The organism is Allorhizobium sp. GW101-3B10, assembly GCF_059424725.1.
This window is the reverse complement of sequence record NZ_JBWKZR010000001.1, coordinates 4,462,510-4,488,380: the sequence shown is the minus strand read 5'-3', so window position 1 is coordinate 4,488,380 and position 25,871 is coordinate 4,462,510. Positions and strand designations below refer to the sequence as shown.

Genomic DNA, 25,871 nt, shown 5'->3' with positions numbered 1-25,871 from the left:
ATGCGCGTTCTGGTGACGCGCCCCGAACCGGCCGCAAGCCGCACTGCGGCCGAACTCAGGCGGCGCGGCCACGAGCCGCTGCTGCTGCCGCTCGCCGTCGCCGAACACGACGTCGATATTCTGGCCGCAGCCCTTGCGCGTCCCCATGCCGCCATCGCCGTGACCAGCGCCGAGGCGATTCGCGCCTTGCATGCCCTGCCGGATCTCCCACCGGAATTTTTCGACATGGCCTGTTTCGCCGTCGGCGAGAGCACCGCCAGTGCGGCCTGGAACCTCGGTTTCCGCAGCGTTGTCGCCGGCGACAATGACGGGACGACCCTCGCGCGGATGATTGCGGATCAGATGGGTCCGGCATTCAGCCCGGACCGGCCTCTTCTCTATCTCGCCGGGAGCCCCCGCGCTGCCGGCTTCGAAACCGAACTTGCAGCCCTCGAGGTGCCGGTCGATATCTGCGAATGCTACCGCATGCGTCCGCTCGCCCCCTCTTCCTCCGAGATCAAACAGGTCCTCGGCACAGATCCCGTCGATGTCATCCTGCTCTATTCGAGCGAGAGCGCCCGCCGCCTGTTCGACCTGCCCCTTCCGAAGTCCAGCCAGGCCTTGCTCGCCGCCGCCCGCATTCTCTGCCTGAGCGAGAAAATCGCGGGCGTGGTTCCGGAACCCTTCCGCTCGAAAACGCAGGTCGCACCGGCCCCGACCGAGGCATCGCTCCTCTCCCTACTCTAAGGTCGCGGGCCAAATTTGATCTTCGCTCTTTCTTTCCCCCGTCCGACTGACTAGTTTTAAAGGACCGCAGGGAAATGAAGAGGTTGACATGGTTTCCGGAAAGCCGCCCCGCCGCTCGAAGTCGCCCAACGACCCGGTCACCATCGACCTGACGGCCGAGTCGGCAAATGCCGATGCCTCCACCGAGCGCGAACCCGCCGACACGCCCGACATCGCCGAAACGGTGATGGCCGGCACTGCGAGCGCATCCTTCGACGACGTGCAGCCGGCTGCCGCCGAGCCATCACCGGCCGCACCGGAAGGCGCATCGACGGAGGAGGTTGCCGAACCGGCCGCCGAAGCCGCCTGGCCGTCCGAAGCGCCGGCAGAAAGCACCGCCACCGCCCCAGAACCGCCGCCGCGCGAGGCGCCCCAACCGGCAAGATCCGGTCCGGCATTGTCGGCAATGGTCGCCGCCGGCATTTTCGGCGGCCTCGTCGCGCTGGTCGGCGCTGGCAGCATGCAATATGCCGGTTACCTGCCGGCAGTCGCGCCGCCGGCCACAGCACCCGCCGATACCTCGGGCCTGTCCGCCGAGATCGAAACCCTGAAATCTCAGATCGCCGGTCTGTCCAGTGCTCCGGTCGCGACCGATCCCCGCCTGGAGGAACGGCTGGCCGCGCTGGAAGGGTCGGTCGCCAGCCAGGCCGCGGCAGCGCCCGATGCCGCACTGCTCGACGAATTGAGACAGAAGCTTACGCAGGCCGATGAGGCGATTGCCGCCCTGAAGGGCGAAATCGCCGGCAATGCCAGTGCGCTTGGCGAGACCGAAACCCGTCTCAGCCAACGCCTCGCGGAAGCGGAGAAGAAGCTCGACGCACCGCGCACCGACGTCGAGATGGCCAAGGCGATCGCGCTCACCGCGCTGAAATCCGCGACCGAGCGCGGCGGCCCCTTCATGGCCGAGCTCGATGCGCTGGCCAGCATCTCGCCCGACGATCCGGCCGTCGCGGGGCTGCGCCCGCACGCCGCGACCGGTGTCGCCTCGCGTGCAGAACTCGTGCGCAAATTCGGCGACGTCGCCGACACCATTCTCGCCGCCATCCACCAGCCCGATCCCAATGAGGGCATCGGCCAGCGCCTGTTGTCGAGCGCGCTCTCGGTGGTCAAGGTCCGCCCGGTCGGCAATGTCGAAGGCGCGACACCGGAGGCGATCCTCGCGCGCATGGAAGACAAGCTGCAGAACGGCGACCTGAAGGGCGCCGCGCTCGAATGGGAAAGCCTGCCGGAGGCCGGCAAGGCCGTCTCCACCGAATACGTATCTCTGCTCAAGACCCGGATCGACATCGAGGCGCTGGTCGGCGATGCGCTCGCCGCCGTCGTCAGCGGCAAGAAGGGCTGAGGAAGCAAATCCATGCTGAGAATTCTGTTCTTCATCCTCACCATACTTACCCTCGGCTTCGGCTTTGCCTGGCTCGCCGACCGCCCCGGCTCGCTGTCGATCCTCTGGCAGGGTCAGCTGATCGAGATGAGCCTGATGGTTGCAGCCTCGATCCTGCTGGCGATCGTCGCCGTCTTCATGTTCATCTGGTGGTTCGTCCGCACGCTTTTCACCTCCCCCCATTCGGTGCGCCGCTATTTCCGCGCCCGCACCCGCGACCGCGGCTACCAGGCGCTGTCGACCGGGCTGATCGCGGCCGGGGCCGGCAATGCGGCTCTCGCCCACAAGATGAGCGCCCGCGCCCGCGGCCTGCTGCGCGCCGACCAGGAACCACTGATTCTGGTGCTCGAAGCCCAGACGGCGGTGATCGAAGGGCGCCACGACGAGGCACGGCGGCTCTTCCAGCAGATGGCCGATGATCCCGAGACCCGCGAACTGGGATTGCGTGGCCTCTATGTCGAGGCGGACCGCCTCGGCGCCTACGAGGCAGCGCGGCAATATGCCGAAACCGCAGCCGAGAGTGCGCCCTATCTGCCCTGGGCCGCCAAGGCGACGCTCGAATATCGCTGCCGCGTGGGCAACTGGGACGATTCGATCCGCCTGCTCGACCAGCAGCGGGTCGCCCATGTGCTCAACCGTCCGGACGCGGAACGTCTGAAGGCCGTCCTCCTGACGGCGAAGGCCGAGGACCGGCTGGAGAGCGAACCCGCAGCCGCTCGCGACAACGCGCTGCAGGCGCTGAAACTTGCCAAGGATCTCGTTCCGGCCGCGATCGTCGCGGCCAAGGCCTATCTGCGCGAGGACAACCTGCGCAAGGCCTCCAGCGTGCTTGAACAGGTGTGGAAGCTCAACCCGCATCCGGAGATCGCCCATGCCTATCTGCGCGCCCGCGGCGGCGACAGCGCCGTCGACCGGCTGAAGCGCGCCGAACGCCTGGAATCGCTGCGAACCAACAATGTCGAATCCCTGCTGATCGTGGCGGAAGCGGCCCTCGACGCGCAGGACTTCGCAAAGGCCCGCGCCAAGGCGGAGGCTGCCGCGCGGATGCATTCGAGCGAGCGCGTCTATCTGCTGCTGGCCGACATCGAGGAAGCCGAAACTGGCGACCAGGGCCGCATCCGTCACTGGATGGCGCAGGCGCTGAAGGCCGGCCGCGATCCGGCCTGGGTCGCCGACGGCTACGTCTCCGACAAATGGCTGCCGCTGTCGCCGGTCACCGGCCGGCTCGACGCCTTCGAATGGAAGGTGCCCTTCGACCAGCTGGAAGGCCCGGTCGAGGAGGGTGCGGTCAGCAGCGCCACCATCGCCCTCGAAACCCTGCCGCCGGTCAACACGGCGATCGCCGAGCGCGCGGCAACGGCGGCAGCTGCACCGGTAACCGTGGTTTCGGCCGCCGAGGCCGCACCGCCGGCGGTTCCGGTCAAGCCGGCCCCAGAGCGCGACGAGAGGAAGACGAAGCCCGAGCCGGCACCCGAACCGTTCTTCGGCCGCCCGCCGGACGATCCGGGTGTTCGCGAAGGCACTCGGCCAAGCGGCGATCAGAAATCCCGCCTGAAACTGTTCTGAGGAAGCCAAATGCTGGAACGACTGCAGTCCTTCTTCCAGAGCCTGACTCAATCCAGTCAGCAGCAGCCGGCCTTCGCCCCCGACGATCCGCGCATTGCCGTGGCAGCACTCTGCCTGCAGGTGATGGAATCAGATGGGGTCGTCCACGACGCCGAGCGCGCCAAGCTTCGCTCGCTGATGCGCGAGCAATATGACCTGGATGAGAACGCACTCGATGCGCTTCTGGCCCAGGGCAGCGCGGCGGAGAGCGAAGCGGTCGATTACTACCGCTTCACTTCGGACCTGAAGCGTTCGCTGGACGAGACGCAACGCCAGCAGTTAGTCGGCATTCTCTGGGACATCGTCTATGCCGACGGTGCCCGCAGCGAGATGGAGGATCACGCCATCTGGCGGATCGCCGACCTGCTGGGCGTATCGGGACGCGAGCGGGTGCACGAAAGACAGGAGGCCGAGGCACGCGCCGGCCTCGAGGGCGACGGCGATGCTGGATGATCCTCACCGGCGTCGGGACCGGCAGCCGGTCCTGATCGTTCTCCACCAGGAAAGGTCCAGCCCCGGCCGGGTCGGCCAGATGCTGATCGAGAAGGGCTTTCCGCTCGATATTCGCCGGCCCGTTCTCGGCGACCCGCTACCCTCGACGCTGGAGTCCCATGCCGGCGCAGTGGTGTTCGGCGGCCCGATGAGCGCCAACGATCCCGATCCCTTCGTCAGGACCGAGACGGACTGGCTCGCCGTGCCGCTCAAGGAGAACAAGCCCTATCTCGGCATCTGCCTCGGCGCCCAGATGCTGGTGCGTCATCTCGGCGGCAAGGTGGAGGCCGAGCCGGAAGGCCGCGTCGAAATCGGCTGGTATCCGATCCACCCGACCGAGCACGGTCGGGTGCTGATGCGCTGCTGGCCGAAAATGGTCTATCATTTCCACCGCGAGGGCTTCGACCTGCCGCATGGCTGCCAATTGCTGGCCGAGGGCGATGTCTACCGCAACCAGGCCCTCCGCTACGGCGACAATGCCTGGGGCCTGCAGTTCCATGCCGAGCTGACCCGCGCCATGATGCAGCGCTGGGTCGTGCATGGCGCGCACCGTTTCATCATGCCCAACGCCCAGCAGGGCCGCGACCATCTCGAAGGCCGGATGATCTTCGATGCGCCGCTGAAGGCCTGGCTTTCGGATTTCCTCGACCTGGTCTTCGTGAAGAGCCGTCACTTCGCCTGAGTATTGGGCACGTCGAGACTGTCGATCTTTCTCAGCTGCGGGAAACCGATGGCCCAGAGCACCGCGACCGCCAGCGTACCGACCCCGCCGATCACCACGGCCGGAACGGGACCGACGAGATGCGCCATCGTGCCGGCGCGGAACTCGCCGAGCTCGTTGGAGGCGCCGACGAAGACCATGTTGACGGCATTCACCCGGCCGCGCACCTCGTCCGGCGTCCACAGCGCGATCAGCGTCTCGCGCACATAGACGGAGGCCATGTCGGCGGCCCCCATCAGCATGAGCGCGGCGATCGAGATCCATGCCGTCTCCGACAGGCCGAACAGGATCGTGCCGGCACCGAACAGGGCGACGCCGATGAACATGAACAGGCCGGCATTGTGGCGGATCGGGAAGCTGGCAAGCGCCACGGCAACCATGATCGCCCCGATCCCCGGCGCGGCGCGCAGCAGGCCGAGGCCGAGCGGCCCGAGCGTCAGGATATCGCGGGCAAAGACCGGCATGAGCGCGATCGCACCGCCGAGCAGGACGGCGAAGAGATCGAGCGAAATCGCGCCGAGCACCACCTTTTCGCCGAAGATGAACCGGAAGCCGGCAAGGATCGTGTTCCACGACACGGCCTTGGGCGCACTGCGCTGGGCGGGGCGGGCGACCATGAAGACGAGAACCGCAGCGGCGACGAAAAACGCGAAGGACACGGAATAGGCAAGCACGGCACTGACGCCGTAGAGCAGGCCGCCGGCCACCGGGCCGATGATCGACGCCGTCTGCCAGGAGGACGAATTCCACGCGACCGCATTGCCGAGGTCCTCCGGCGGTACCAGGTTGGGCGCCAGCGACTGAACGGCCGGCGCGTTGAAGGCGCGCTCGATGCCGAATACCACGAGAATGGCGAAAACGAAGATCGGCTCGAAGGCGTCGAACGCGGTTAGCACCAGCATGGCCGCGCCGCAAAGGGCGCTGACGATCATGCAGGTGGCGACGATGGCGCGCCGGTTATAGCGGTCGGCGACCGAACCGGTGACGAGGATGAGCAGCAGCGACGGCAGGAACTGCACCAGCCCGATCAGCCCGAGATAGAAGGCGCTGCCGGTCTCGTCGTACATCTGCCAGCCGACCGAAACGCTGAGAATCTGCGTCGCGAAGGCGCCGAGGAAACGGGCGAGGAAGAAGCGGAGATAGGAAACGTGCCGGAAGGCGGCGAAACGATCGCCGGACGAGGCTGGGGTCATCAACGGAACTTTCCACTCGGGCGAAGGCGCAACGGCGAGGGGCCGATCCACCCGTTAAACATGATTCCGCATCGCCCGGCCCGCGGCACTTGTCCGTTTAGTCGCCAATGTCTACATGTCTGTCAACCGAGAAATGGAGACCTGCATGCTCGCGCTGTTTCAGACGATCGATCTGGCATTGAACCTTTATACTTGGGTGCTCATCGCCAGCGCCATTTTTTCCTGGCTCTATGCCTTCAACGTGATCAACTCGAGCAACCGCTTCGTCAACTCGATCGGCACCTTCCTCTACAACGTGACGGAGCCGGTGCTTCGCCCCCTGCGGCGCGTCCTGCCGGACCTCGGCGGCATCGACATTTCGCCGATCGTGGTGCTGCTCATCATCTTCTTCATCCGCTCGCTGATGTGGAATAGCATCGTCCCCCTGTTCTTGTGATCCCGCCCTATAAGGCCTTTGCCGATCACCTGCGGCTTGCCGTTCGGCTGACCCCGAACGGCGGGCGCGATGCTATCGACGGCGTCGAACTGAATGCCGAAGGCGAGGCGCATCTGAAAGCCCGTGTCTCCTGCGTTCCGGAAAAGGGCAAGGCCAACAAGGCGCTTGTCGCGCTGCTGGCCAAGGCGCTCGGCGTTCCCAAATCTTCCGTATCCGTGGTCTCCGGCGACACCGCCAGACAAAAAATCCTCCGGATCGACGGCGACCCGGAGGATTTGGCAAAACGGATCGACGGCCTTTTCGCCGGCTGACCCTTACTTGTGGGCCTTGAACCGGTCGATGGCTTCGACGATCAGTTTCTTGGCAACGCTGACATCCTGCCAACCGGCGATCTTCACCCACTTGCCGGGCTCCAGATCCTTGTAGTGCTCAAAGAAGTGCTCGATCTGCTTGAGCGTGATCTCCGGCATGTCGGTGTAGTTTTCGATCTTGTCGTAGCGCTGGGTCAGCTTGTGCGACGGAACGGCGATGATCTTCTCATCCTTGCCGCCGTCGTCTTCCATAATCATGACGCCGATCGGACGAACATTGATGACGCAGCCGGGAACGAGCGGGCGCGTATTGCAGATCAAAACGTCGATCGGGTCGCCGTCTTCCGAGAGCGTGTGCGGCACGAAACCGTAATTGCCCGGATAGGTCATCGGCGTGTAGAGGAAGCGGTCAACGATCAGCGCGCCGGCTTCCTTGTCCATCTCGTACTTGATCGGGTGGCCGCCGACCGGCACTTCAACAATGACGTTCACGTCATCCGGCGGATTCTTGCCGATCTTGATTGCATCAATACGCATTTTTCAGCCCCATGGGAGTGTTGAAATCCCGCGCTTCCTAATGGGAATTCGGATGCAATGCAACACGGCTTTGGACGAAGGCCCCAAAAGCGGGCGATCCGTAGCGCCCGGTTTTGCAGGCTTTTTCAGGGTCCCCCCGCGCCATCCGGCCTGCGCTCTGCTATATCGGTGGGGAGTACTACGAGAGGGGACCATCGATGCTCGTTTTCCGTTGCCTGACCACCGCACTTGCTTTCGCGTTTCTTGGACCGACCGGTCCGGCACTGGCCAACGAGAGCGTCTATACCGACCTCAACCTTGACCGTTGCCAGACGATCGCCGCCGATGAGATGGGCGCTTCGATGAAATGCAAGGGCTACAAGGACTATCCGATCTATTTCGCCGAAGGCGACCTGCGCCAGAGCGTTCTCTACGGTCCGGTGCGCGCCGAACTGATCGAGGGCGCCTTCGAATCCTTCGAGCCTTTCAACCACGTCAACACCAAGGTCGAATGGCGCCTCGACGCTTCGGGAAAGCCGTTTGCCGCGATCCTGCGCTGGTTCATTGAAAACATCGGCGACACCGGCATGCCCACCAAGGAGGCGGAGGGACAGGTCCTGGTGATCTCCCGGGTCGCCCAACCGCAAGACGGATTGAGCTGCGTCGTCGGCTATGTCGATGCCCTGTCCAATTCCAACGCCAACGAACTCGCCCGCCAGGTCGCTGACAGCGACGCGCGCGACTTTGCCTGCGGGGTCCAGGAAGGCATGTGGATCGGAAAACGGGGCGAGAAGACGAGCGAGCAGACCCATGTCTGGCCCGAGGGGCTCACCGGGGAGTAGGTCAAAGCCAGACTCAGTTCCAGATGAAGCCGAGCTTCTTCAACTGGACGTCGTCGAAGTCTTCGAGGCCCTCGACGGCGTCGACCCCGCCGTTGGAGCGGAAGAAATCGACCGCGTGCTGGCTGTCTTCCAGGCACCAGACGGCCATGCCGTTGCAGCCGAGGGACTTCAGCAGGCGCCGCGCCTCGCCGAACAGCGTATGGCCGAGACCGATGCCCTGATATTCGGGCCGCATGTAGATTTCGTAGATTTCGCCTTCCTGCGGAAGGGCGCGCGCGCGGTTGAGGCCGAGCGTGGTGTAGCCGGCGATCATGCCGGCGACATCGACCACGAGGATGGTGGCGGGTCCGCGCGTCGCCTTGCGCCACCAGGTCTCGCCACGCCGTTCGATCATCTTGGTGAGCGGCCGATGCGGAATGAGCCCGGCATAGGCGTGTTGCCATGCACTTCGGTGCGCCTCGGCAATGGAGGCGGCATCCTGCGGCTCGGCAGGGCGCACATCGATCGACAACGTCTTCATAACGCTACTTTCGTCCGGCTGAAGGATACTGGCAGGAGCAAGTCTGTCCCGTCGATCGCCTCCAGCGCTCTCATCTGGACCATAGCGAAAAATTTAACGCAATCTTAAGGCCTGTCGCAAGCCCGCCGGACATCAATACACAAACAAAAACCCCGGCTCGCGAGCCGGGGTCCGAAGCAGAAATCGATCGTGAAGATCAGGCCTGGGCGGCAGCGCGTGCCTTGTCGAACCGCTTGCGGTCGTTGGCGTCGAGATACATCTTGCGCAGACGGATCGACTTCGGCGTGACTTCCATCAGTTCGTCGTCCTGGATCCAGGACAGCGCGCGGTCGAGCGTCATGCGGATCGGCGGGGTGAGCTTGACGGCTTCATCCTTGCCGGCGGCGCGGATGTTGGTGAGCTGCTTGCCCTTCAGAACGTTGACTTCGAGGTCGTTGTCGCGGGTGTGCACGCCGATGATCATGCCCGCATAGACCTTCTCGCCCGGCTCGATCATCATCGGACCGCGGTCCTCGAGATTGAACATGGCATAGGCGACAGCCTCGCCGGCGCCGTTCGACAGCAGGACGCCGTTGGTGCGGCCGGTGATCGGGCCCTTGTAGGGCTGATAGTCGTGGAACAGCCGGTTCATGATGGCCGTGCCGCGGGTGTCGGTCAGCAGTTCGGACTGGTAGCCGATCAGGCCGCGGGTCGGCGCGAAGAACACCAGACGCACGCGATTGCCGCCGGAGGGCCGAAGCTCGGCCATTTCGGCCTTACGCTCGGACATCTTCTGCACGACGATGCCGGAATGCTCTTCGTCCACGTCGATGACGACTTCTTCGATCGGCTCCATGAGCTGACCGGTCGTCTCGTCATTGTGCATGACGACGCGTGGACGCGACACGGCAAGCTCGAAGCCTTCGCGGCGCATGGTCTCGATCAGGACGGCCAACTGCAATTCGCCGCGACCGGACACAAAGAACGAATCTTTGCCTTCGGCTTCTTCGATCTTCAGCGCGACATTGCCTTCGGCTTCCTTGAGCAGACGGTCGCGGATGACGCGGCTGGTGACCTTGTCGCCCTCGGTGCCGGCGAGCGGGCTGTCGTTGACGAGAAAGGACATGGTGACCGTCGGCGGGTCGATCGGCTGTGCGGTAAGCGGCTCGGTGACGGACGGGTCGCAGAAGGTGTCGGCGACGGTGCCCTTGGACAGGCCGGCGATGGCGACGATGTCACCCGCATGGGCTTCCTCGATCGCGGTGCGCTCGATGCCGCGGAAGGCGAGAATCTTGGAAATGCGGCCGTTCTCGATCAGCTTGCCGTCCTGGCCGATAACCTTGACGGCCTGGTTCGGCTTGATCGAACCCGAATGAATGCGGCCGGTGATGATGCGGCCGAGGAAGGGGTTGGCTTCCAGGATCGTGCCGATCATGCGGAAGGCGCCGTCTTCGTCGCCGACGCTCGGCTCTGGAACATGTTCCAGCACGAGGTCGAGCAGCGGAGCCAGGCCCTGGTCCTTCGGGCCTTCCGGATTGACGTTCATCCAGCCGTCGCGGCCCGAACCGTAGAGGATCGGGAAATCGAGCTGTTCGTCAGTCGCGTCGAGATTGGCGAACAGGTCGAAGACTTCGTTGATGACTTCTTCGTGGCGACCGTCCGGACGGTCGATCTTGTTGATCGCGACGATCGGGCGGAGACCGACCTTCAGCGCCTTGCCGACGACGAACTTGGTCTGCGGCATCGGGCCTTCCGATGCGTCGACCAGAACAATCGCGCCGTCCACCATCGACAGGATGCGCTCGACTTCACCGCCGAAGTCGGCGTGGCCGGGGGTGTCGACGATGTTGATGCGGGTATTCTTCCATTCGACCGAGGTCGCCTTGGCAAGAATGGTGATGCCGCGTTCCTTTTCGAGATCGTTCGAGTCCATGACGCGTTCTGCAACGCGCTGGTTCTCGCGGAACGAACCCGACTGTTTCAGGAGCTCGTCCACAAGGGTCGTTTTCCCATGGTCGACGTGCGCAATGATGGCGATATTGCGAAGTTTCATACAAAGATCTCTGATGGCTGGCGCGCGACAATGAGTGGCGGCGTGTTACTTTGCCGCGCTCATACTCTGTTTTTTGCGTTTGCGAAAGAAAAAAAGCCGAAACCACCGCGCTTGGTTACCGGCGGGGCGGTTTCCTTCCTGCCGGTCGAGACCGGAACTAGGCGGCGAGCCCCTTCTTCTTCAGCATGGCCTCGGGGCTCGGCAGGCGGCCGCGGAACGACGTATAGGCCACCTCCGGATCGATCGAGCCGCCGACCGAATAGATATTGGCCTTCAGTCTCTCGGCCATGGCCGGATCGAAAGCATTGCCGGTTTCCTCGAAGGCGGAGAAGGCGTCGGCATCGAGCACTTCCGACCACATGTAGGAATAGTAGCCCGCCGAATAGCCGTCGCCGGCAAAGACGTGCTGGAAATGCGGCGTGGCATGGCGCATGACCAGCGACTGCGGCAGGCCGATCGATTTCAGCACTTCGGCCTGTACGGCCATCGGATCCTCGACCGCGCCACGGGTGTGGAACGCCATGTCGACCAGCGCCGATGAGGTGAACTCGACCGTGGCAAAGCCGGCATTGAAGGTGCGGGCCGCCAGGACCTTGTCGAGCAGGGCCTGCGGCATCGGCTGCCCGGTCTCATAGTGCACGGCGTAGGTCTTGAGGATTTCCGGAACCGTCAGCCAGTGCTCGTAGAGCTGCGAGGGCAGTTCGACGAAGTCGCGCGACACGCCGGTACCGGCGACCGACGGATAGGTGACGTCGGACAACATGCCATGCGCCGCATGGCCGAATTCGTGGAACAGCGTGCGCGCATCGTCGAGCGAGAGAAGCGCCGGCCGACCTTCCTCGGGCTTGGCGAAGTTGCAGACGTTGTAGATGAACGGAATCTCGCCGACCGCGCCATTCTTCAGCGGCAGCTTGTGCTGCGACTGGAACGAACTCATCCAGGCGCCGGAGCGCTTGGACGGCCGGGCGAAATAGTCGCCGAGGAACATGGCGACCAGCCTGTCGTCACGGTCGCGGATCTCGAACACCCGCACATCCGGATGGTAACCGACCACGCCCTTGAGCGGCACCGCCTTGATGCCGAACAGCCGGCCCGCCACGTCGAAGCATGCCTCGATGATCTTTTCGAGCTGTAGATAGGGCTTCAGCTCCGCTTCGGAGAAGTCGAACTTCCGGGCCCGCAGCTTTTCTGCATAATGGCGCCAGTCCCAGGGCATCACCTCGTGGTTCTTCCCCTCCTCGGCGATCAGGGCGGCAAGCTCGCGCTCCTCGTTCTTCGCCTGATCGAGTGCCTTTTCCCAGACCGTCATCAGAAGCCCGTTCACCGCCTCCGGGGTCTTGGCCATGGTGTCATCGAGCTTCAGCGCGGCATAATTGGCATAGCCGAGCAGCCCCGCCTTTTCCGCGCGAAGCGCCAGCGTCTCCTTGACGATCGCCCGATTGTCACTCGTCCCGCCGTTCATCCCACGCGCCACCCAGGCCTTGAACGCCTGTTCGCGCAGGTCCCGGCGTGTCGAAAAGGTGAGGAACGGCTCGATGATCGAACGCGACAGCGTGACGACAAAAGCATGGCCCTCGCCCCGCGCCGCAGCCACCGTTGCCATCGCTTCCTTCAGGAAATCCGGAATTCCGGCGAGATCGTCTTCGCCGTCGAGCGGCAGGCACCAGGATTTTTCGTCGGCCAGCACGTTCTGGCCGAACTGCGCGCCGAGGCTGGCCAGCCGCTCGTTGATCGCGGCAAGCCGCTCCTGCTTCGCCTTTTCGAGCTTGGCGCCCGACTTCACGAAACCCTTCCAGTGGCGTTCCAGCACGCGCAGCTCCTCGGTCGTCAAGCCGAGTTCGACACGTTTCTCCCACAGCGTATCGATGCGGCGGAAGAGGTCGGCATTCATGCCGATCTTCGAATAGTGGCGCGACATCTTCGGCGCGATCTCGCGCTCGAGCGCCTGAATGAGGTCGTTGCTGTGGGCCCCGGCCTTGTTCCAGAACAGCGCCGACACGCGCGACAGCTCGTCTCCGGCCGTCTCCGAAGCGGTGATCGTATTGGCGAAGGTCGGCGCCTCCGGGTTCTTCGCGATCGCGTCGATCTCGGCGTCATGGGCAGCAAGGGCGGCGTCGAAGGCCGGCGCATAGTCGTCGTCTGAGACGGCCTCGAACCGCGGCAGCCCGTTCGGGCCTGTCCATTCGAAGACGGCGGGATTGACGGACGACGATGTGCTCATGGTGATTTCCTTTGGCCAGCCTTGCGCCCGCGAACCGGGCTCGTGCTTCGATATGGTATTCGCCGTGTCGGATTGACAAGCGCGGAGAGGCGCAGGCGCGTATTTTTGTCGGCAGTCCGCGGCGAGCCGGACGGCGAAGTCTGCATTCGACCTGTCAGACCGCCGTGCCCACCACGGCGCCGATGCCGGCCGTCAGCGCCATGGCAAAGGCGCCCCAGAAGGTCACGCGCAACGTGGCGCGAGCGACATTGGCACCACCCGCCTTTGCACCGACCGCTCCGAGCAGGGCGAGGAAAAGGAGCGAAGCCACAGACACCGTCCAGACGAGAAGATTTGCCGGCGACACGATCACCATCAGCAGAGGCAGGGCGGCGCCGACGGCGAAGGTCGCGGCCGAAGTCAGGGCCGCCTGGATCGGCCGGGCTGTGGTCATTTCGGAAATGCCGAGTTCGTCATGGGCGTGGGCGGCAAGCGCATCCTTGGCCATCAACTGGTCGGCGACCTGGCGCGCCAGCTCCGGCGCGACGCCCCGGGCGACATAGATCTGCGCCAGCTCCTCCCGTTCGAATTCAGGCTGGATTTCGAGTTCCTTGCGTTCCCGCCCGAGATCCGCCTGTTCGGTATCGGACTGCGAACTGACCGAGACATACTCGCCGGCCGCCATCGACATGGCGCCCGCAACCAGTCCGGCAATGCCTGCCACCAGGACTTCGGAACTTCCCGCCGAAGCGGACGCGACGCCCACCACGAGGCTTGCCGTCGAGACGATACCGTCATTGGCGCCGAGAACGGCTGCCCTCAGCCAGCCGATCCGCGCGACGAGGTGGCTTTCAGTGTGTAGGCGACTCATGACCGGATCCCCGCTTGCAGTTGGAAATTGTGCCACCGAGAATAGCAGGTCCGTGCGACAGGACCATAGGCATTCCCGACGAGTCAGCCCCGACCGGCGCGGCGCTTCAGCGCAGCGACCTCGGCGTCGGTGAGCAAACGTGCCTGGCCTTTTTCGAGATTGCCGAGCGTCAGGCCACCGAAGTCGATGCGAATGAGGCGCAGGCATTCGGAGCCGAGCGCTTCCAGCATGCGGCGGATTTCGCGGTTCTTGCCCTCGCGCAACTCGAATTCCAGCCAGCACGTCTTGTCGGCCTCGCGCAGCACTTTCACCCCGGCCGCCTTCAGCAACTCGCCATCGTCCAGGATTCCGGCCGTCATCCGCGCAAGGTCCGCCTCGGCCGGGCGGCCCCGGGTCTGCACATGGTAGGTCTTGGCGATGCCGCTGTCGGGATCGAGCAGACGCTGGGCGAGTACGGTATCATTGGTGAACAGCAGTAGCCCCTCGCTCGCCTTGTCGAGCCGACCGACCGGCGAGACATGCGGAAGGTCGAGATCCCCGAGGCAGGAGAAGACGGTTTCGCGGCCTTCCGGATCATCCCGGGTCGTCACGAGGCCGCGCGGCTTGTTGAGCATCAGGTAGAGCTTTTCCTCCGCACCGACCGGCTTTCCGTCCACCTCGATCCGGTCCGTGCGGATGTCCACCCAGGCGGAGAGATCGGTCACGCGGCGACCGCCGACGGAAACGTGGCCGCCGGTCACCAGCTTTTCCGCCTGGGTGCGCGAACAATAGCCGAGCTTGGAAAGCGCCCTTGGCAGGGTCACGCGCATGCCCGGCGCCGCTTGCGGGAGTTTTGCCACCAGATTGCCGTCCGCATCCTGTCTGCGCGGCCCTTGGCCGCGGGTTACGCTCTGGCCAACGACTGCCTTCGCAACGCGGTTTCCGTCAAGCGAAAAGTGCGTCTCGTGAAGCTGCGGTCAGCCGGCGATCTCGTGGATTCGGGCCGCGGGGACGATCCGCCGGGCGAGGTCGCAGAGATGGCGGTGGTGGGTCAGGTAGATCACCTGGCCGATCTTTGCCATTTCGCCGAACAGCCGCAGCACCTCTTCCGAGCGGGGCTCGTCGAAGGTTTCCATGATGTCGTCGGCGATGAACGGAACGGAGGGGCGGCTTGCGGCGAATTCCTCGTAGCCGGCAAGGCGCAGCGCCAGATAGAGCTGGAACTGCGTGCCCTTCGACATCTCGCTTGCCAGTTTCGAGCCGCCTTGGCGCGTGAGACCGATCAAGGTTTCGCGGTCCTTGTCGGGTTGGGCCGCGAGGCCGACATAGTCGCCCCGGGTGATCAGCCGGAAGGCTTCCGAGGCGCGCCGCATCATCGACGAGCGATGCTTGTCGCGATAGGCACGCAGCGCCTCGCCGGCGATCAGGGCGCCGCTCTTCAGCATGAGATAGCTGTTTGCCAGGTCCTCGATCTCGAGGAAGATCGTCCGGCGTTCTGCTTCGATGCGGGCGACCTCGTTGCCGCCGCCGATGGCCTCCAGCCGATCGGAGGCGCGCGTCTTGTCGGCAAAGAGTTGACGCGTGCGCTGGTCGAGATCCTCGAGGCGGGCGACAAGTTCTGCCTCCTCGCGCGCGATCGCGTCGAAATCGGTGCCGGCAAGCTCGGCGATCGCCAGATCGATGGAGGCGGCCGGCAATTCGCCGAGGATCTGTTCAGAAAGCGTTTCAGTCCTGGCTTCGATCCGCGCCTGCTGGGCCACAGTCTCCAGGGCGACCGCGACATCCGCCAGCGTTTCAACGCCGAAGAAGGACGTCAGTTCCGCCTTGCCGGCCTCATGTGCAGCCAACGCCTGGCGAAGAACCCGCTCCGTCTCCAGCAGGCGGGCCAGCTCGGCCTCCTTCGCCGCCCGCGCCGCGAAATCGCGGCGGGTATTCTCCAGCCGCGCCGCAAGGTGCGTCGCCGTTCGGGCGGTCGCCTCCGGGTCCAGGGTTTCACCAATGTCTGTCAGCAGACCTGAAAGCTCGGTGGTGAAGTCCTCGCGGTCGCGTTCCATGGTGGCGATACGGCGCGCCAACTCGTCGCGCTCGTTGAGCGCCGGGCCAAGCTCGACCAGCGTTTCGAGCACCTCGCGGACGGCGCCGGCCGACGTGACGTCCGCAAACCACGTTCCGGACAATTCGGTCGTGAACCGGGCGTGCCAATCGACGGAAGCCGCCTGCGCCTGCTCGAATTCGCGCTGGCGCTCGGCAAGAGCCCTTTTCCGATCGGCAAGGGCCTTGTCGGCTGCTTCCCGCGCGGCGGCCCGCTTCGTCTGGCCGGCGACGGCAGCCTCCGCCGCCTCCAGCATTTCGGCAAGCGTGCCGTCGACTCCATCCAGCCCGGCGGCTTGCATCGCCGCGGCCAGTTCCTGGCGGTCGAGCTCCGAATCGGCTTTCGCTTCGGCGATGTCCCGCATGCTGGCGTCAAGTCTGTCCCAGGCGGCCAGCGCATCGGCGCGGGCACGGGCCACAACCTCGATCCGGGAGAACAGCCGGGGAAGCGCCGATGCCGCGTCCTGCATCAAGGCTGCCGGCAGGGTTGAGGCCAGTTCGGACACCAGCGTTTCCCGCTCCGCAGCAGCCTCGTCCAGCAGTTCGTCGTGGCGCGTGATCGCAGCGCTCACCACGGCATGCTCCTGGGTCAGAGCGCGAAGGTCGGTGAGATCGCGCATGGCGGCAACGCGCGCCATGGTCGTCAGGTCGTCGGCCTGCATGGCGGTGGCAAAGGCCTCGGCACTGGCCTTGTCGAGCCGGCCAACATGCTCGTTCCAGGCGGCATCGCGCACGGCACGGATCCGCGCGGCTTCGGAATCGTCGATCGGTCCGCTTGAGGCGCGAAGCGCTGCGATGCGTGCCTCCGCCTGCCTTTGCTGGGTGATGAGGTCGCGGTGCCGCTCGGCAAGATCGGCGATCCGCTTGTCGATGCCCGCCGCCGCTGATCGCCAGGCCTCGATCTGGTGCGTGTCGGGAAGCGATAGAGCGCGGATCGCCTCGCCATCCGCTGACCCCTCGTCGAGCAGCGGCAGAAGGGGCCGGACCGCTTCGTCAAAGCGCCGCTGGAGATCCGGCAGGCCGCGTTCGGCAAGCCGAAGCCGCGTCGCATGATCGCCGCGCCGGATAACGCTGAGGCATGTCGTTAGCCGACTAAAATCGAACGTTTCAGGCTGCGCAGCGTCGACGACCGCCTGGCGGTCGGCATCCACCGCTTCGAGGGCCGCTTTGGCCGCGGCCAGTTCTCGTGTCGCGGTTTGAAGCGTCGCCTCGACCCCGGAGCGGATTTCGATCAGGTCGCGCAGTGCCCCGACCGTTGCCGCCGGCAGCAGCAGCGTCTCGGGCCTCTCGCATCCCGACTGACCCAACCGGGCGAGGATCGCCGCGATCGTTGCTTGCCGCTCGACCAGCGCAGTGCGGCGTTTGGGAAGGTCTTCCTCGGCACTGCCGAAGCGCGCCTGGCCCTTTGTCAGATGGCCGATGCGATCCGACAGCGACAGCAGGCGGTCGTCGAGACGGATCGAGGCGATTTCGTCCTGCACGCGCTCTATGTCCGTCCGGTTTCCCGCGAGCTGCGTGGAAAGCCGCGTCTCTTCCTGCATCAAGCTCGGCAAGGTGCGCGCCCATTCCGCGGGCGGGCGGGGCAAAGCAGTCCTGGCCGCAAGCTCCAGCGTCAAGCGCTGGTATTCGGCGGCAAGCGGGCGGGCGCGCAACAACCGCGCGATCGCCTCGCGCCGTGCCCTCATCGCCCCCAGCTCCGTTGTCGCCTCGTCATAGGCCGTCGTCGCCTGGGCAAGGGTCGCGACGATCGCCGCATGCGCCGAAGCGAGCGTATCGATCTCGTCACGTCGCGCCTTGAGCTCGGCGAGTTTCTGTTTCAGCTCGGCAATCCTGGTCGAGCGGGCGCGCTTCTTGTAGAGGCTGTCGGCCTCGTCCGAAATCGCGCTCAGCGTCGCACTCACCCCGCCAAGCCCGGCGCTGGCGGAAAACAGCAGTTCGCCGAGATCGCCCTTGCTCTGGAGAATGGCATTTCCGCCCTCTTCCAGCGTCACGTCGTCGAGCGAGAACATGGTGCGATAGGCGTCGCGGCTGATGCCGGCGAGTGGTACGGAAAGGATCGCCTCGGCTACCGGCTGGCCGCGACCGTCCAGCAGCGCGTTGGTCCGCTGCTTGACCCGTTTCAGCTCATGGGTCTCACCGTTGAATTCGAGCGCGCCCCCGACCTGCATGGCATTGTAGGCGTGCAGGAAATTGTAGCGACTGCGTTCCTCGATGCCGTAGAGCAGGTCGAGATAGGCCGACAGCGAGGTCGACTTTCCGGCCTCGTTGAGGCCGTAGACGATGTGCAGGTCCGGCGAGCCGGGCTGCGCCTCGCCGAAATCGATGACATAGTCGGTGAACTTGCCGTAACGGGTGAGGTCGAGCCGGGCGAGCCGCATCAGTTCGCCTCCGCGCCGTCGGTTTTCAGACGGGCGATGACGTCGCTGCTGCCCTCGGCCAGCAGACGGTCGACATAGGCCTCGAATTCCGTCTCGTCGGCACCGCTGAAGCCACGGCTTTCCGCCGGCAGCTCGTCGCGCAGGTCCTTCACCATCTGGCGGATTTCTTCGCGCGTTCCATGGCGATTGGCGACGTCGTCGCGCATCAGCGCGTCGAGTTCGATCAGCGGATCGGCACTGGCCTGCCCGCCGGCCTCGAGCGGCGGTTCGGTGGCGATGTCGATCTTCTCGATCCAGGTCCGGCCGAGCCCTTCGGCGCGCTGCTCGGCTTCGGCCAACAGAAGGTCGCGATCGCGACGGATGCGCCACGAAAGAGGTGTTCTTCCGGTTAGCATCAGCCGGGCGACGAGATGATCCGCGCTGCTGCGCGTGCGGGCATGCGAAACGGCCTTGTCGATGGCCTCGACCGCGTCGAACCAGCTCGGCGCTTCGCTGAGGTCGACCGCGACCCGGCCGAATTCAGCGATGCTGGTCGGCCTCTCCTCGACGCTGATGCGGCGGTCGTCATGGACAGTGACCAGCGAGACCGATTTCGGTCCGCCTTCGTTGATGTCCCGGCCCTGCGGCATGCCGGGCATGACGACGGTGGTCCGGCCGTCATGCTGGCTGCGCTGGTGGACATGGCCGAGCGCCCAGTAGTCAAAACCCGATGCCTGCAGGTCGGCGAGGCTACAGGGGGCGTAGACGTCGTGGCCGGGCGCGCCGTCGAGGCTGGTGTGCATGATGCCGATATTGACCCGGTCGGGGAGCGGCGGCCGGTATTTCGGCAGCAGGCCTTCCGGCGCCTGCGGGCGGGCGAAGCTCAGGCCGTGAATGGCGATTGCGAGGCCGCCGCGTTCGATTTCGACCGCCTCGGCCCGGCCGGAATAGACCTTCACCGTCGGCGGCAGGATCAGTTCCTGGGTGATGCGCGACAGCGCGTCGTGATTGCCGCGGATCGTATAGACGGCGATGCCGGCCTGCCCGAGCCGCTGCATCTGCGCCGCGAGAAAGCGCGCCGTCTTCATCGAGGTCTGCTCTCCGTCATAGAGATCGCCGGCGATGACGAGCGCGTCCACCTGCTCGGCAAGGCAAAGATCGACGATCGCCACCAGCGCCTGGCGGGTCGAATCGCCGATCAGCTCAGCCAGTTCGCGATTGCGCAGCGAGAGCGAGCGCAGCGGCGAATCGAGATGGATGTCGGCGGTGTGGACGAAGCGGAAGGCCATCAGCGGTTCATTCTGGTTCTTGTCATTGCGGGCATGCCGCTGATCGGGCGCAGCAGCGCCTGCTGAGTCGTTCACGATATAGGCACGAGGCCGGCGGCAACAAGCAATTTCGCGGGGCCGACCGGAGGGGAGCCATCGCAGAAAGCAACCGGCCTCCCTCGTCAGCGGCGAGGCGGATTGACAAAGGCAAATTGTCGAATTATGAATGACGAAATACGAATTTCGTCACACGTCAAGAGTCAGTCATGGATGCCACGAATACCGAGATCGACAACCACGCCCCGGAGAGTGCCGCGCGTCAGGAAAACGTCGTGCGTATCCTTGATGCGGCCGAGCGCGTCTTCCGGCAATACGGCTACGCGAAGACGACGGTCGCCGACATTGCCAAGGAACTCGGCATGTCGACGGCCAATATCTACCGGTTCTTCGGTTCGAAGGTGGAGATCCATCAGGCGCTCTGCTCGCGCATGCTGAATGCCAGCTATGAAATGGCGTTGAACAGCGCAGCCCTTCCTGTCAGCGCCGAAGAGCGCCTGCGCCAATATGCGATGGGCCAGTATCGCTTCACAGTCGAGACCATGCTGGATTCGGAAAAGGTCCACGAAATGGTGATCATCGCCATCGAGCGCGACTGGCATGTGATCGACCAGTACATCGATCGCCTCCAGACCATCGTGCGCGACATCATTGCCGATGGCATGGCCGCCGGCGAATTCAAGCCGGGCGATGCCGAACTCGCCGCACGCTGCTTCGGCGCGGCAACGTCGTCCTTGCACCATCCGCAGCTCGTCTCGCAATGCATCGGCAAGGGCAACCGCGCCAGGCCGGAAGAACTGATCGATTTCGCGATCCGCGCCGTGAAGGCCTGAGCGCACCCGAACGCATACCGAAATGCTGAATTTCACCGCCAGTCGCGAACCCGTTTCGCTGAGGATGGACGTCCCATGTACAAGAAAGCCCTGCTTCCCCTGCTGCTCGTGGCCGCTCTTGCCGGCTGCTCGGCGGAAACCGCCGAAACGCCCAAGGAGCCTGTCCGCCCGGTCAAGGTGGTCGAGATCGCTCCGGCCGCGACGACGCGCGAGCTCTCCTATTCCGGCGCCGTGCGCGCCCGCAGCGAAGCGCCGGCCGGCTTCCGCGTCGGCGGCAAGATCGTCGACCGTCAGGTGGATATCGGCGACCGCGTGGTCGCCGGCGACGTTCTCGCCCGGATCGATGCGACCGACTACGAGCTGTCGCTGGCCAGCGCCCGGGCCAGTCTCCTCGCCGCCGAGCGGCAGGTCGAGACGGCCGATTTTGCCCTGAAGCGCGCCGACCAGCTGTTCAAGCAGCAGGTCGCGGCCAAGGCCCAACTCGAACAGGCGCAACTGACCCACAACCAGGCGGTCGCCGCGCGCGATTCGGCCCGGGCGACGCTCTCGCAGGCGGAAAACCAGGTCGGCTATGCAGTGCTCAAGGCCGACCGCGACGGCATCGTCACCGCGGTCCATGCCGATGCAGGCCAGGTGGTCGCCGCGGGCACCCCCGTCGTGACGGTAGCCGTCGACGGCGAGAAGGAAGTGTCGATCGCGGTTCCCGAGGGTGACGTCTTCGCCTTTTCCCCGGGCAAGGCTGTCGAAGTCGGCCTCTGGTCGAACGACAATCTGGCGCTCAAGGGGACCGTGCGCGAAGTCGCCGGCAGCGCCGATTCCGCCTCTCGCACCTTCGCCGTCCGGGTCTCCCTGCCGTCCGACCGGCGCGTGCTGCTCGGCATGACGGCCTCGGTGAAAACTGTCGCCGACAGCGACCAGCCGCTCTTCAACCTGCCGCTCGGCGCGCTCGCGCGCGGACCCTCCGATCGGCCGATCGTCTGGACCGTCGATCCGGCGGCGGAAACCGTGCACGAGCGCCCGGTCACGGTCGTGGACTTCTCCGAGGCCGGCGTGCGCGTGTCCGAAGGTCTGAAGGCCGGCGATCTCGTCGTCGTCGCGGGCACCCAGTTCATGACCGAGGACCTCAAGGTCAAGCTTGCGGAGGGTGACGCGGAACAAGCAGCACTTGCCACCGGCAGCACCGTCCCGCCCAGCCAGACGCGCTGAACCACACCCTTTCCAGAGAGCGGATAAACGCCATGACGCCGTCCAAGAATGACACGGGTTCCTTCAATCTGTCCCGTTGGGCGATCGCCCATCCGAGCATGGCACGTTTCCTGTTCGCCCTGATCCTGATCGCCGGCGTGCTCGGCCTCACGCGCATGGGCCAGAAGGAAGATCCGGATTTCACCTTCCGCGTCATGGTCGTGCAGGCCGTCTGGCCCGGCGCCTCGATCACCGACATGCAGGACCAGGTGGTCAACAAGATCGAACGCAAGCTTCAGGAAGTGCCGCATCTCGACTGGGTGAAATCCTACACCCGGGCCGGCAGCGCCATCATCACGCTGCAGATCGAAGGCGACACGAATGCCGACGAGGTGGCCGACGCCTTCTACCAGGTCCGCAAGAAGGTCGGCGACATCTCCGGCGAACTGCCGGACGGCCTGCTCGGCCCCTATTTCAACGACGAATTCGGCGACACCTTCATCACGCTGCATTCCCTGTCGGGCGAGGGCTACAGCTTTCCCGAGCTCAAGGACTATGCCATCCAGGCACGTGACATGCTGCTGACGACGCCGGGCGTCGAGAAGGCCGTGATCCTCGGCGACCAGCCGCAGAAGATTTACATCGACGTGTCATCCAAGGTACTGGCCGAACGCGGCCTGACCTTCTCCAACATCAAGGATGCTCTGGCGGGGCAGAACGCCATCGATCCGTCCGGCACGATCGACACCGGCGAACGCTCCGTCCGTATATCGGTCGACGGCGGTCTCGGCCGGGCCGACGACATTCGCGAACTCAGGCTGCGTGCCGGCCAGCAGGTGACCCGCCTCGGCGATATCGCCACCGTCACCGAGGGCACCGAGGCACCGTTCCAGCGCAAGTTCCGCTTCAACGGCCAGGACAGCGTGCAGGTCGGAGTCGTCATGGCGAAGGGTTTCAACGTCACCGATGTCGGCAAGGCCGTCGAGGAGACGCTGCATCGCTTCGAGGCCTCCCTGCCCCACGGCGTCGAGGTCGCCCAGATCTCCAACCAGCCGGAAGTGGTGCGCGAAGCCATCGGCGAGTTCATGAAGGCATTGCTCGAGGCGCTGGCCATCGTGCTCGTCGTGTCCTTCCTGTCGATCGGCTGGCGTTCCGGCCTCGTCATCGCCATCGCCATCCCGCTGGTGCTCGCCGCAACCTTTGCCATCATGTACGAGCTCGGCATCGACCTGCAGCGTATTTCGCTTGGCGCGCTGATCATCGCGCTTGGGCTCCTGGTCGACGACGCGATGATCGTCGTCGAGATGATGGAGCGCAAGCTCGAGGAGGGCCTGCACAAGATCGATGCCGCGAGCTTCGCCTATACCTCCACCGCCTTCCCGATGCTGACCGGCACGCTGATCACCACAGCGGGCTTCATCCCGGTCGGCTTTGCCGAATCGACGGCCGGCGAATATGTCCGCTCGCTGTTCTACGTGGTCGGCATTGCGCTGGTCGTCTCATGGTTCGTCGCCGTCTATTTCACCCCCTGGCTCGGCCACATGATCCTGAAGCAGCGGCATCATGCCGGCAGCCACCAGGACGTGTTCGACACCCACTTCTACCGCCGCCTGCGCTCGACCGTCGGCTGGGCGGTGCACCATCGTCTGATCGTGCTGGCGCTGACCATCGGCACGTTCGTCACCAGCCTCTGGGCCTTCCAGTTCATTCCGCAGAGCTTCTTCCCCGCATCGTCGCGGCCGGAAATCCTCGTCGATCTCTGGCTGCCGGAAGGCACCAGCATCCACGAGGTGGAAACCCAGGCGAAGGCGCTCGAAGACCGCATCATGGATGATGCCGACAAGCAGTTCGTCGCTACCTATATCGGCGAGGGCGCGCCGCGCTTCTTCCTGCCGCTCGACCAGCAACTGCGCAATCCGAACTTCGCCCAGCTGCTCGTCATGGCCAACGACGAACCGGCCCGCGAACGGCTGATCCTCAAGCTGCGCAGCATTCTCGCCGAGGATTTCCCGTCGGTCCGCGCCAAGGTCGACCGCCTGTTTCTGGGTCCCCCGACCGGCTGGCCGGTCCAGATGCGCGTGACCGGTCCGGACCGTGCCGAGGTGCGCCGCATCGCCGACGCGGTGAAGAAGGTCTATCTCGCCAATCCGCTGCTCGGTGCGGTGCATGACGACTGGCTGGAGCCGGTGCCGGCGATGAAGCTGGTGGTCGACCAGGACCGCGCCCGCGCGCTCGGCGTCACCTCGCAGCGCCTCCGCCAGATGCTGCAGGCAACCATGAGCGGCGCGCCGCTGGCCGATGTCCGCGCCGGGGAAGAAACGATCTCGATCGTCGCCCGCGAACCGGAAGAAAGCCGGCAATTGCTGACGGCGGTGAACTCCGTCTACATCCCGACCGACAACGGCGCTTTCGTGCCTCTGTCGCAGGTCGCCCGGATCGTTCCGGTGCTCGAACAGGGCATCGAATGGCGCCGTGATCGCCTGCCCTCGATCACCGTACGCGCCACGCTGCCGGACGGCGTGCAATCGAACGAGGTGGTGACACAGGTCTACGGCCAGCTGCAGGGCCTGCGTGACGGGCTCGCCGCCGGCTACAAGATCGAAGTGCAGGGCGGGGCGGAGGACAGTGCCGAAAGCCAGGCCTCGATCGCCGCCAAGGCGCCGATCATGCTGCTCGTCATCGTCGTCCTGCTGATGATCCAGCTGCAGCATTTCGGCAAGGCCATGCTGGTGCTGGCCACCGGTCCGCTCGGCATCATCGGCGCGGCCGCGGCCCTGCTGGTGTCCGGCGCGCCGTTCGGCTTCGTCGCCATCCTCGGCGTCATCGCGCTGCTCGGCATCATCATCCGCAACTCGATCATCCTGATCGACCAGATCGACCAGGACATCGCGGCCGGCATGGAGCGGTCAGAAGCGATCATCGGTTCGGCGATCCGCCGTTTCCGGCCGATCGTGCTCACCGCCCTGACCGCGGTCCTGGCGTTGATCCCGATTTCGCGGGGCGTGTTCTGGGGTCCGCTCGCCTATGCGATGATGGGCGGCATCCTGGTGGCGACGGTGCTCACCATCCTCGTCCTGCCGGCAGCCTACGCCCTGTTCTTCGGCCGTGAGCCGAAGAACAAGGACGATCGTCAGGCAACCGCGGGCGGCCCGGAAAACCAAAACCACGTAGCCCCGGCCGTCGCTGCGGAATGAGGCTCAGCGGCTGACGTCGATGACGACGCGGCCGCGGATCTGCCCGGCAACGATCGCCTCTGCCAGCTCCGGCACCTTCGACATCGGTTCGACCGTGGTCAGGGCCGCAAGGTGGGCGCGGTCGAGGTGATCGGCCAGCGTCTGCCAGGCGCGCGTACGCCTGGCCATCGGGGCGAAGACCGAGTCGACGCCGAGCAGGGCGACGCCCCGAAGGATATGCGGCAGGACGGTTGCGGGAAGATCGGCCCCGCCGGCCAGACCGCAGGCGGCGACTGCCCCGCCATAGACCGTCTGCGACAGCACGTTGGCGAGCGTCGTCGAGCCGACGCTGTCGACCGCGCCCGACCAGCGCTCCTTCTGCAGAGGCGCCCCCTTTTCCGTGAGGCTGGTCCGGTCAATAAAGGCGCTGGCGCCAAGTGAGGCCAGATAGTCGTGCGTTTCGGGTCGCCCGGTCGAGGCGGTGACGCGGTGGCCCTTGGCGGCCAGCAGGCTGACCGAGACCGAGCCGACTCCGCCGGCAGCCCCCGTAACCAGAACCTCGCCTTCACCCGGCTTGATCACGCCCCAGTCCTCCAGCGCGTTGACGCAGAGTGCCGCCGTATAGCCGGCAGTGCCGATCGCCATCGACTGTTCGAGCGTGAAGCCATCGGGAAGCGCCATCAACCATTCGGCCTTGACCTTCTGGAAGCGGGAATAGCCGCCCCATTCCGTCTCCGACATGCCGAAACCATTGAGCACGACTTTGTCGCCGGCCTTCCACAGCGGCGATCGGGAGGAGACGACCGTGCCGGCGAGGTCGGCGCCGGCAACCATCGGCGTGCGCCTTGCGATCCGCCCCTTGCCGGAGACGGCCAGGCCGTCCTTGTAGTTCAGGGTCGAGTAGGCGATCTCCACCAGCACGTCGTTGTCGGGAAGATCGGCAGTCTTCAGCTGACGAAAGCCCGCTTTCGGTTTGCCGTCGACGGTGTCGATGACGATCGCTGTGAATGTCTCGCTCATGATGGTGATGCTCCCGACGCTGC

General features: G+C 65.2%; 21 protein-coding genes. 11 read left to right on the top strand and 10 right to left on the bottom strand.

What is annotated here, in order from left to right:
• The 5 genes from AC07Y0_RS21920 (at position 1) to AC07Y0_RS21900 (ending at position 4,925) form a co-directional block, all read left to right on the top strand.
• A complete protein-coding gene (locus tag AC07Y0_RS21920; RefSeq protein WP_498679744.1) occupies positions 1-726 on the top strand; it encodes a uroporphyrinogen-III synthase in 726 nt (241 codons plus the stop codon).
• 88 nt (positions 727-814) lie between these two features.
• Positions 815-2,107 (top strand): COG4223 family protein, encoded by a 1,293-nt coding sequence (locus AC07Y0_RS21915; RefSeq protein ID WP_498679743.1) that lies wholly within the window; start codon positions 815-817, stop codon positions 2,105-2,107.
• A 12-nt stretch (positions 2,108-2,119) separates the two neighbouring features.
• On the top strand, positions 2,120-3,712 hold the full coding sequence (locus tag AC07Y0_RS21910; protein ID WP_498679742.1) for a heme biosynthesis protein HemY: 1,593 nt from the start codon (positions 2,120-2,122) through the stop codon (positions 3,710-3,712).
• Positions 3,713-3,721: 9 nt separating this feature from the next.
• Complete coding sequence (locus AC07Y0_RS21905) at positions 3,722-4,204, top strand: tellurite resistance TerB family protein (RefSeq protein WP_498679741.1); 483 nt, start codon at positions 3,722-3,724, stop codon at positions 4,202-4,204.
• On the top strand, positions 4,194-4,925 hold the full coding sequence (locus AC07Y0_RS21900) for a glutamine amidotransferase (RefSeq protein WP_498679740.1): 732 nt from the start codon (positions 4,194-4,196) through the stop codon (positions 4,923-4,925). Before AC07Y0_RS21905 ends, AC07Y0_RS21900 begins: the two co-directional genes overlap by 11 nt.
• On the opposite strand, the gene AC07Y0_RS21895 is transcribed toward AC07Y0_RS21900, so the two are convergent.
• Positions 4,913-6,157 (bottom strand): MFS transporter, encoded by a 1,245-nt coding sequence (locus AC07Y0_RS21895; protein ID WP_498679739.1) that lies wholly within the window; start codon positions 6,155-6,157, stop codon positions 4,913-4,915. The genes AC07Y0_RS21900 and AC07Y0_RS21895 overlap by 13 nt on opposite strands.
• A gap of 115 nt (positions 6,158-6,272) precedes the next feature.
• Here AC07Y0_RS21895 and AC07Y0_RS21890 point away from each other — a divergent pair, with 115 nt between their 5' ends.
• Both AC07Y0_RS21890 and AC07Y0_RS21885 read left to right on the top strand, forming a co-directional pair.
• Positions 6,273-6,593, top strand: a complete 321-nt coding sequence (locus tag AC07Y0_RS21890; RefSeq protein WP_232363922.1) for a YggT family protein — start codon at positions 6,273-6,275, stop codon at positions 6,591-6,593.
• The gene (locus AC07Y0_RS21885; protein ID WP_498679738.1) at positions 6,590-6,904 is read left to right on the top strand and encodes a DUF167 family protein; all 315 of its coding nucleotides are present in this window, start codon (positions 6,590-6,592) and stop codon (positions 6,902-6,904) included. Before AC07Y0_RS21890 ends, AC07Y0_RS21885 begins: the two co-directional genes overlap by 4 nt.
• 3 nt (positions 6,905-6,907) lie before the next feature.
• Here the strand turns inward: AC07Y0_RS21885 and ppa are convergent, their stop codons facing one another.
• Positions 6,908-7,441, bottom strand: coding sequence for an inorganic diphosphatase (ppa, locus tag AC07Y0_RS21880; protein ID WP_498679737.1), 534 nt, complete (start codon positions 7,439-7,441; stop codon positions 6,908-6,910).
• A 197-nt stretch (positions 7,442-7,638) separates the two neighbouring features.
• On the opposite strand from ppa, the gene AC07Y0_RS21875 reads away from it, so the two are divergent.
• A complete protein-coding gene (locus AC07Y0_RS21875; protein WP_498679736.1) occupies positions 7,639-8,262 on the top strand; it encodes a hypothetical protein in 624 nt (207 codons plus the stop codon).
• A gap of 13 nt (positions 8,263-8,275) precedes the next feature.
• Here AC07Y0_RS21875 and AC07Y0_RS21870 read toward each other — a convergent pair whose 3' ends face one another.
• The 7 genes from AC07Y0_RS21870 to AC07Y0_RS21840 form a co-directional block, all read right to left on the bottom strand.
• Positions 8,276-8,782, bottom strand: a complete 507-nt coding sequence (locus AC07Y0_RS21870; protein WP_028737168.1) for a GNAT family N-acetyltransferase — start codon at positions 8,780-8,782, stop codon at positions 8,276-8,278.
• Positions 8,783-8,978: 196 nt separating this feature from the next.
• On the bottom strand, positions 8,979-10,814 hold the full coding sequence (gene typA / locus AC07Y0_RS21865; RefSeq protein WP_498679735.1) for a translational GTPase TypA: 1,836 nt from the start codon (positions 10,812-10,814) through the stop codon (positions 8,979-8,981).
• A gap of 157 nt (positions 10,815-10,971) precedes the next feature.
• Positions 10,972-13,035, bottom strand: a complete 2,064-nt coding sequence (locus AC07Y0_RS21860) for a M3 family metallopeptidase (protein ID WP_498679734.1) — start codon at positions 13,033-13,035, stop codon at positions 10,972-10,974.
• Positions 13,036-13,189: 154 nt separating this feature from the next.
• Positions 13,190-13,885 (bottom strand): VIT1/CCC1 transporter family protein, encoded by a 696-nt coding sequence (locus AC07Y0_RS21855; protein ID WP_498679733.1) that lies wholly within the window; start codon positions 13,883-13,885, stop codon positions 13,190-13,192.
• Positions 13,886-13,968: 83 nt separating this feature from the next.
• Positions 13,969-14,694 carry a pseudouridine synthase gene (locus AC07Y0_RS21850; protein WP_498680308.1) on the bottom strand — a complete coding sequence of 242 codons (726 nt, stop codon included), beginning with the start codon at positions 14,692-14,694 and terminating at the stop codon, positions 13,969-13,971.
• 147 nt (positions 14,695-14,841) lie between these two features.
• Positions 14,842-18,333: an AAA family ATPase gene (locus AC07Y0_RS21845; RefSeq protein ID WP_498679732.1), complete on the bottom strand. Its 3,492-nt coding sequence runs from the start codon at positions 18,331-18,333 to the stop codon at positions 14,842-14,844.
• Complete coding sequence (locus tag AC07Y0_RS21840; protein WP_498680307.1) at positions 18,333-19,601, bottom strand: metallophosphoesterase family protein; 1,269 nt, start codon at positions 19,599-19,601, stop codon at positions 18,333-18,335. Before AC07Y0_RS21840 ends, AC07Y0_RS21845 begins: the two co-directional genes overlap by 1 nt.
• 245 nt (positions 19,602-19,846) lie before the next feature.
• Here AC07Y0_RS21840 and AC07Y0_RS21835 point away from each other — a divergent pair, with 245 nt between their 5' ends.
• The 3 genes from AC07Y0_RS21835 (at position 19,847) to AC07Y0_RS21825 (ending at position 24,849) form a co-directional block, all read left to right on the top strand.
• Positions 19,847-20,470 carry a TetR/AcrR family transcriptional regulator gene (locus tag AC07Y0_RS21835; protein ID WP_498679731.1) on the top strand — a complete coding sequence of 208 codons (624 nt, stop codon included), beginning with the start codon at positions 19,847-19,849 and terminating at the stop codon, positions 20,468-20,470.
• 75 nt (positions 20,471-20,545) lie between these two features.
• Positions 20,546-21,676 carry an efflux RND transporter periplasmic adaptor subunit gene (locus AC07Y0_RS21830; protein ID WP_498679730.1) on the top strand — a complete coding sequence of 377 codons (1,131 nt, stop codon included), beginning with the start codon at positions 20,546-20,548 and terminating at the stop codon, positions 21,674-21,676.
• A 32-nt stretch (positions 21,677-21,708) separates the two neighbouring features.
• A complete protein-coding gene (locus AC07Y0_RS21825) occupies positions 21,709-24,849 on the top strand; it encodes an efflux RND transporter permease subunit (RefSeq protein ID WP_498679729.1) in 3,141 nt (1,046 codons plus the stop codon).
• Between the two features lie 3 nt (positions 24,850-24,852).
• On the opposite strand, the gene AC07Y0_RS21820 is transcribed toward AC07Y0_RS21825, so the two are convergent.
• Complete coding sequence (locus tag AC07Y0_RS21820; RefSeq protein ID WP_498679728.1) at positions 24,853-25,848, bottom strand: MDR family oxidoreductase; 996 nt, start codon at positions 25,846-25,848, stop codon at positions 24,853-24,855.
• Positions 25,849-25,871 lie beyond the last annotated feature (23 nt).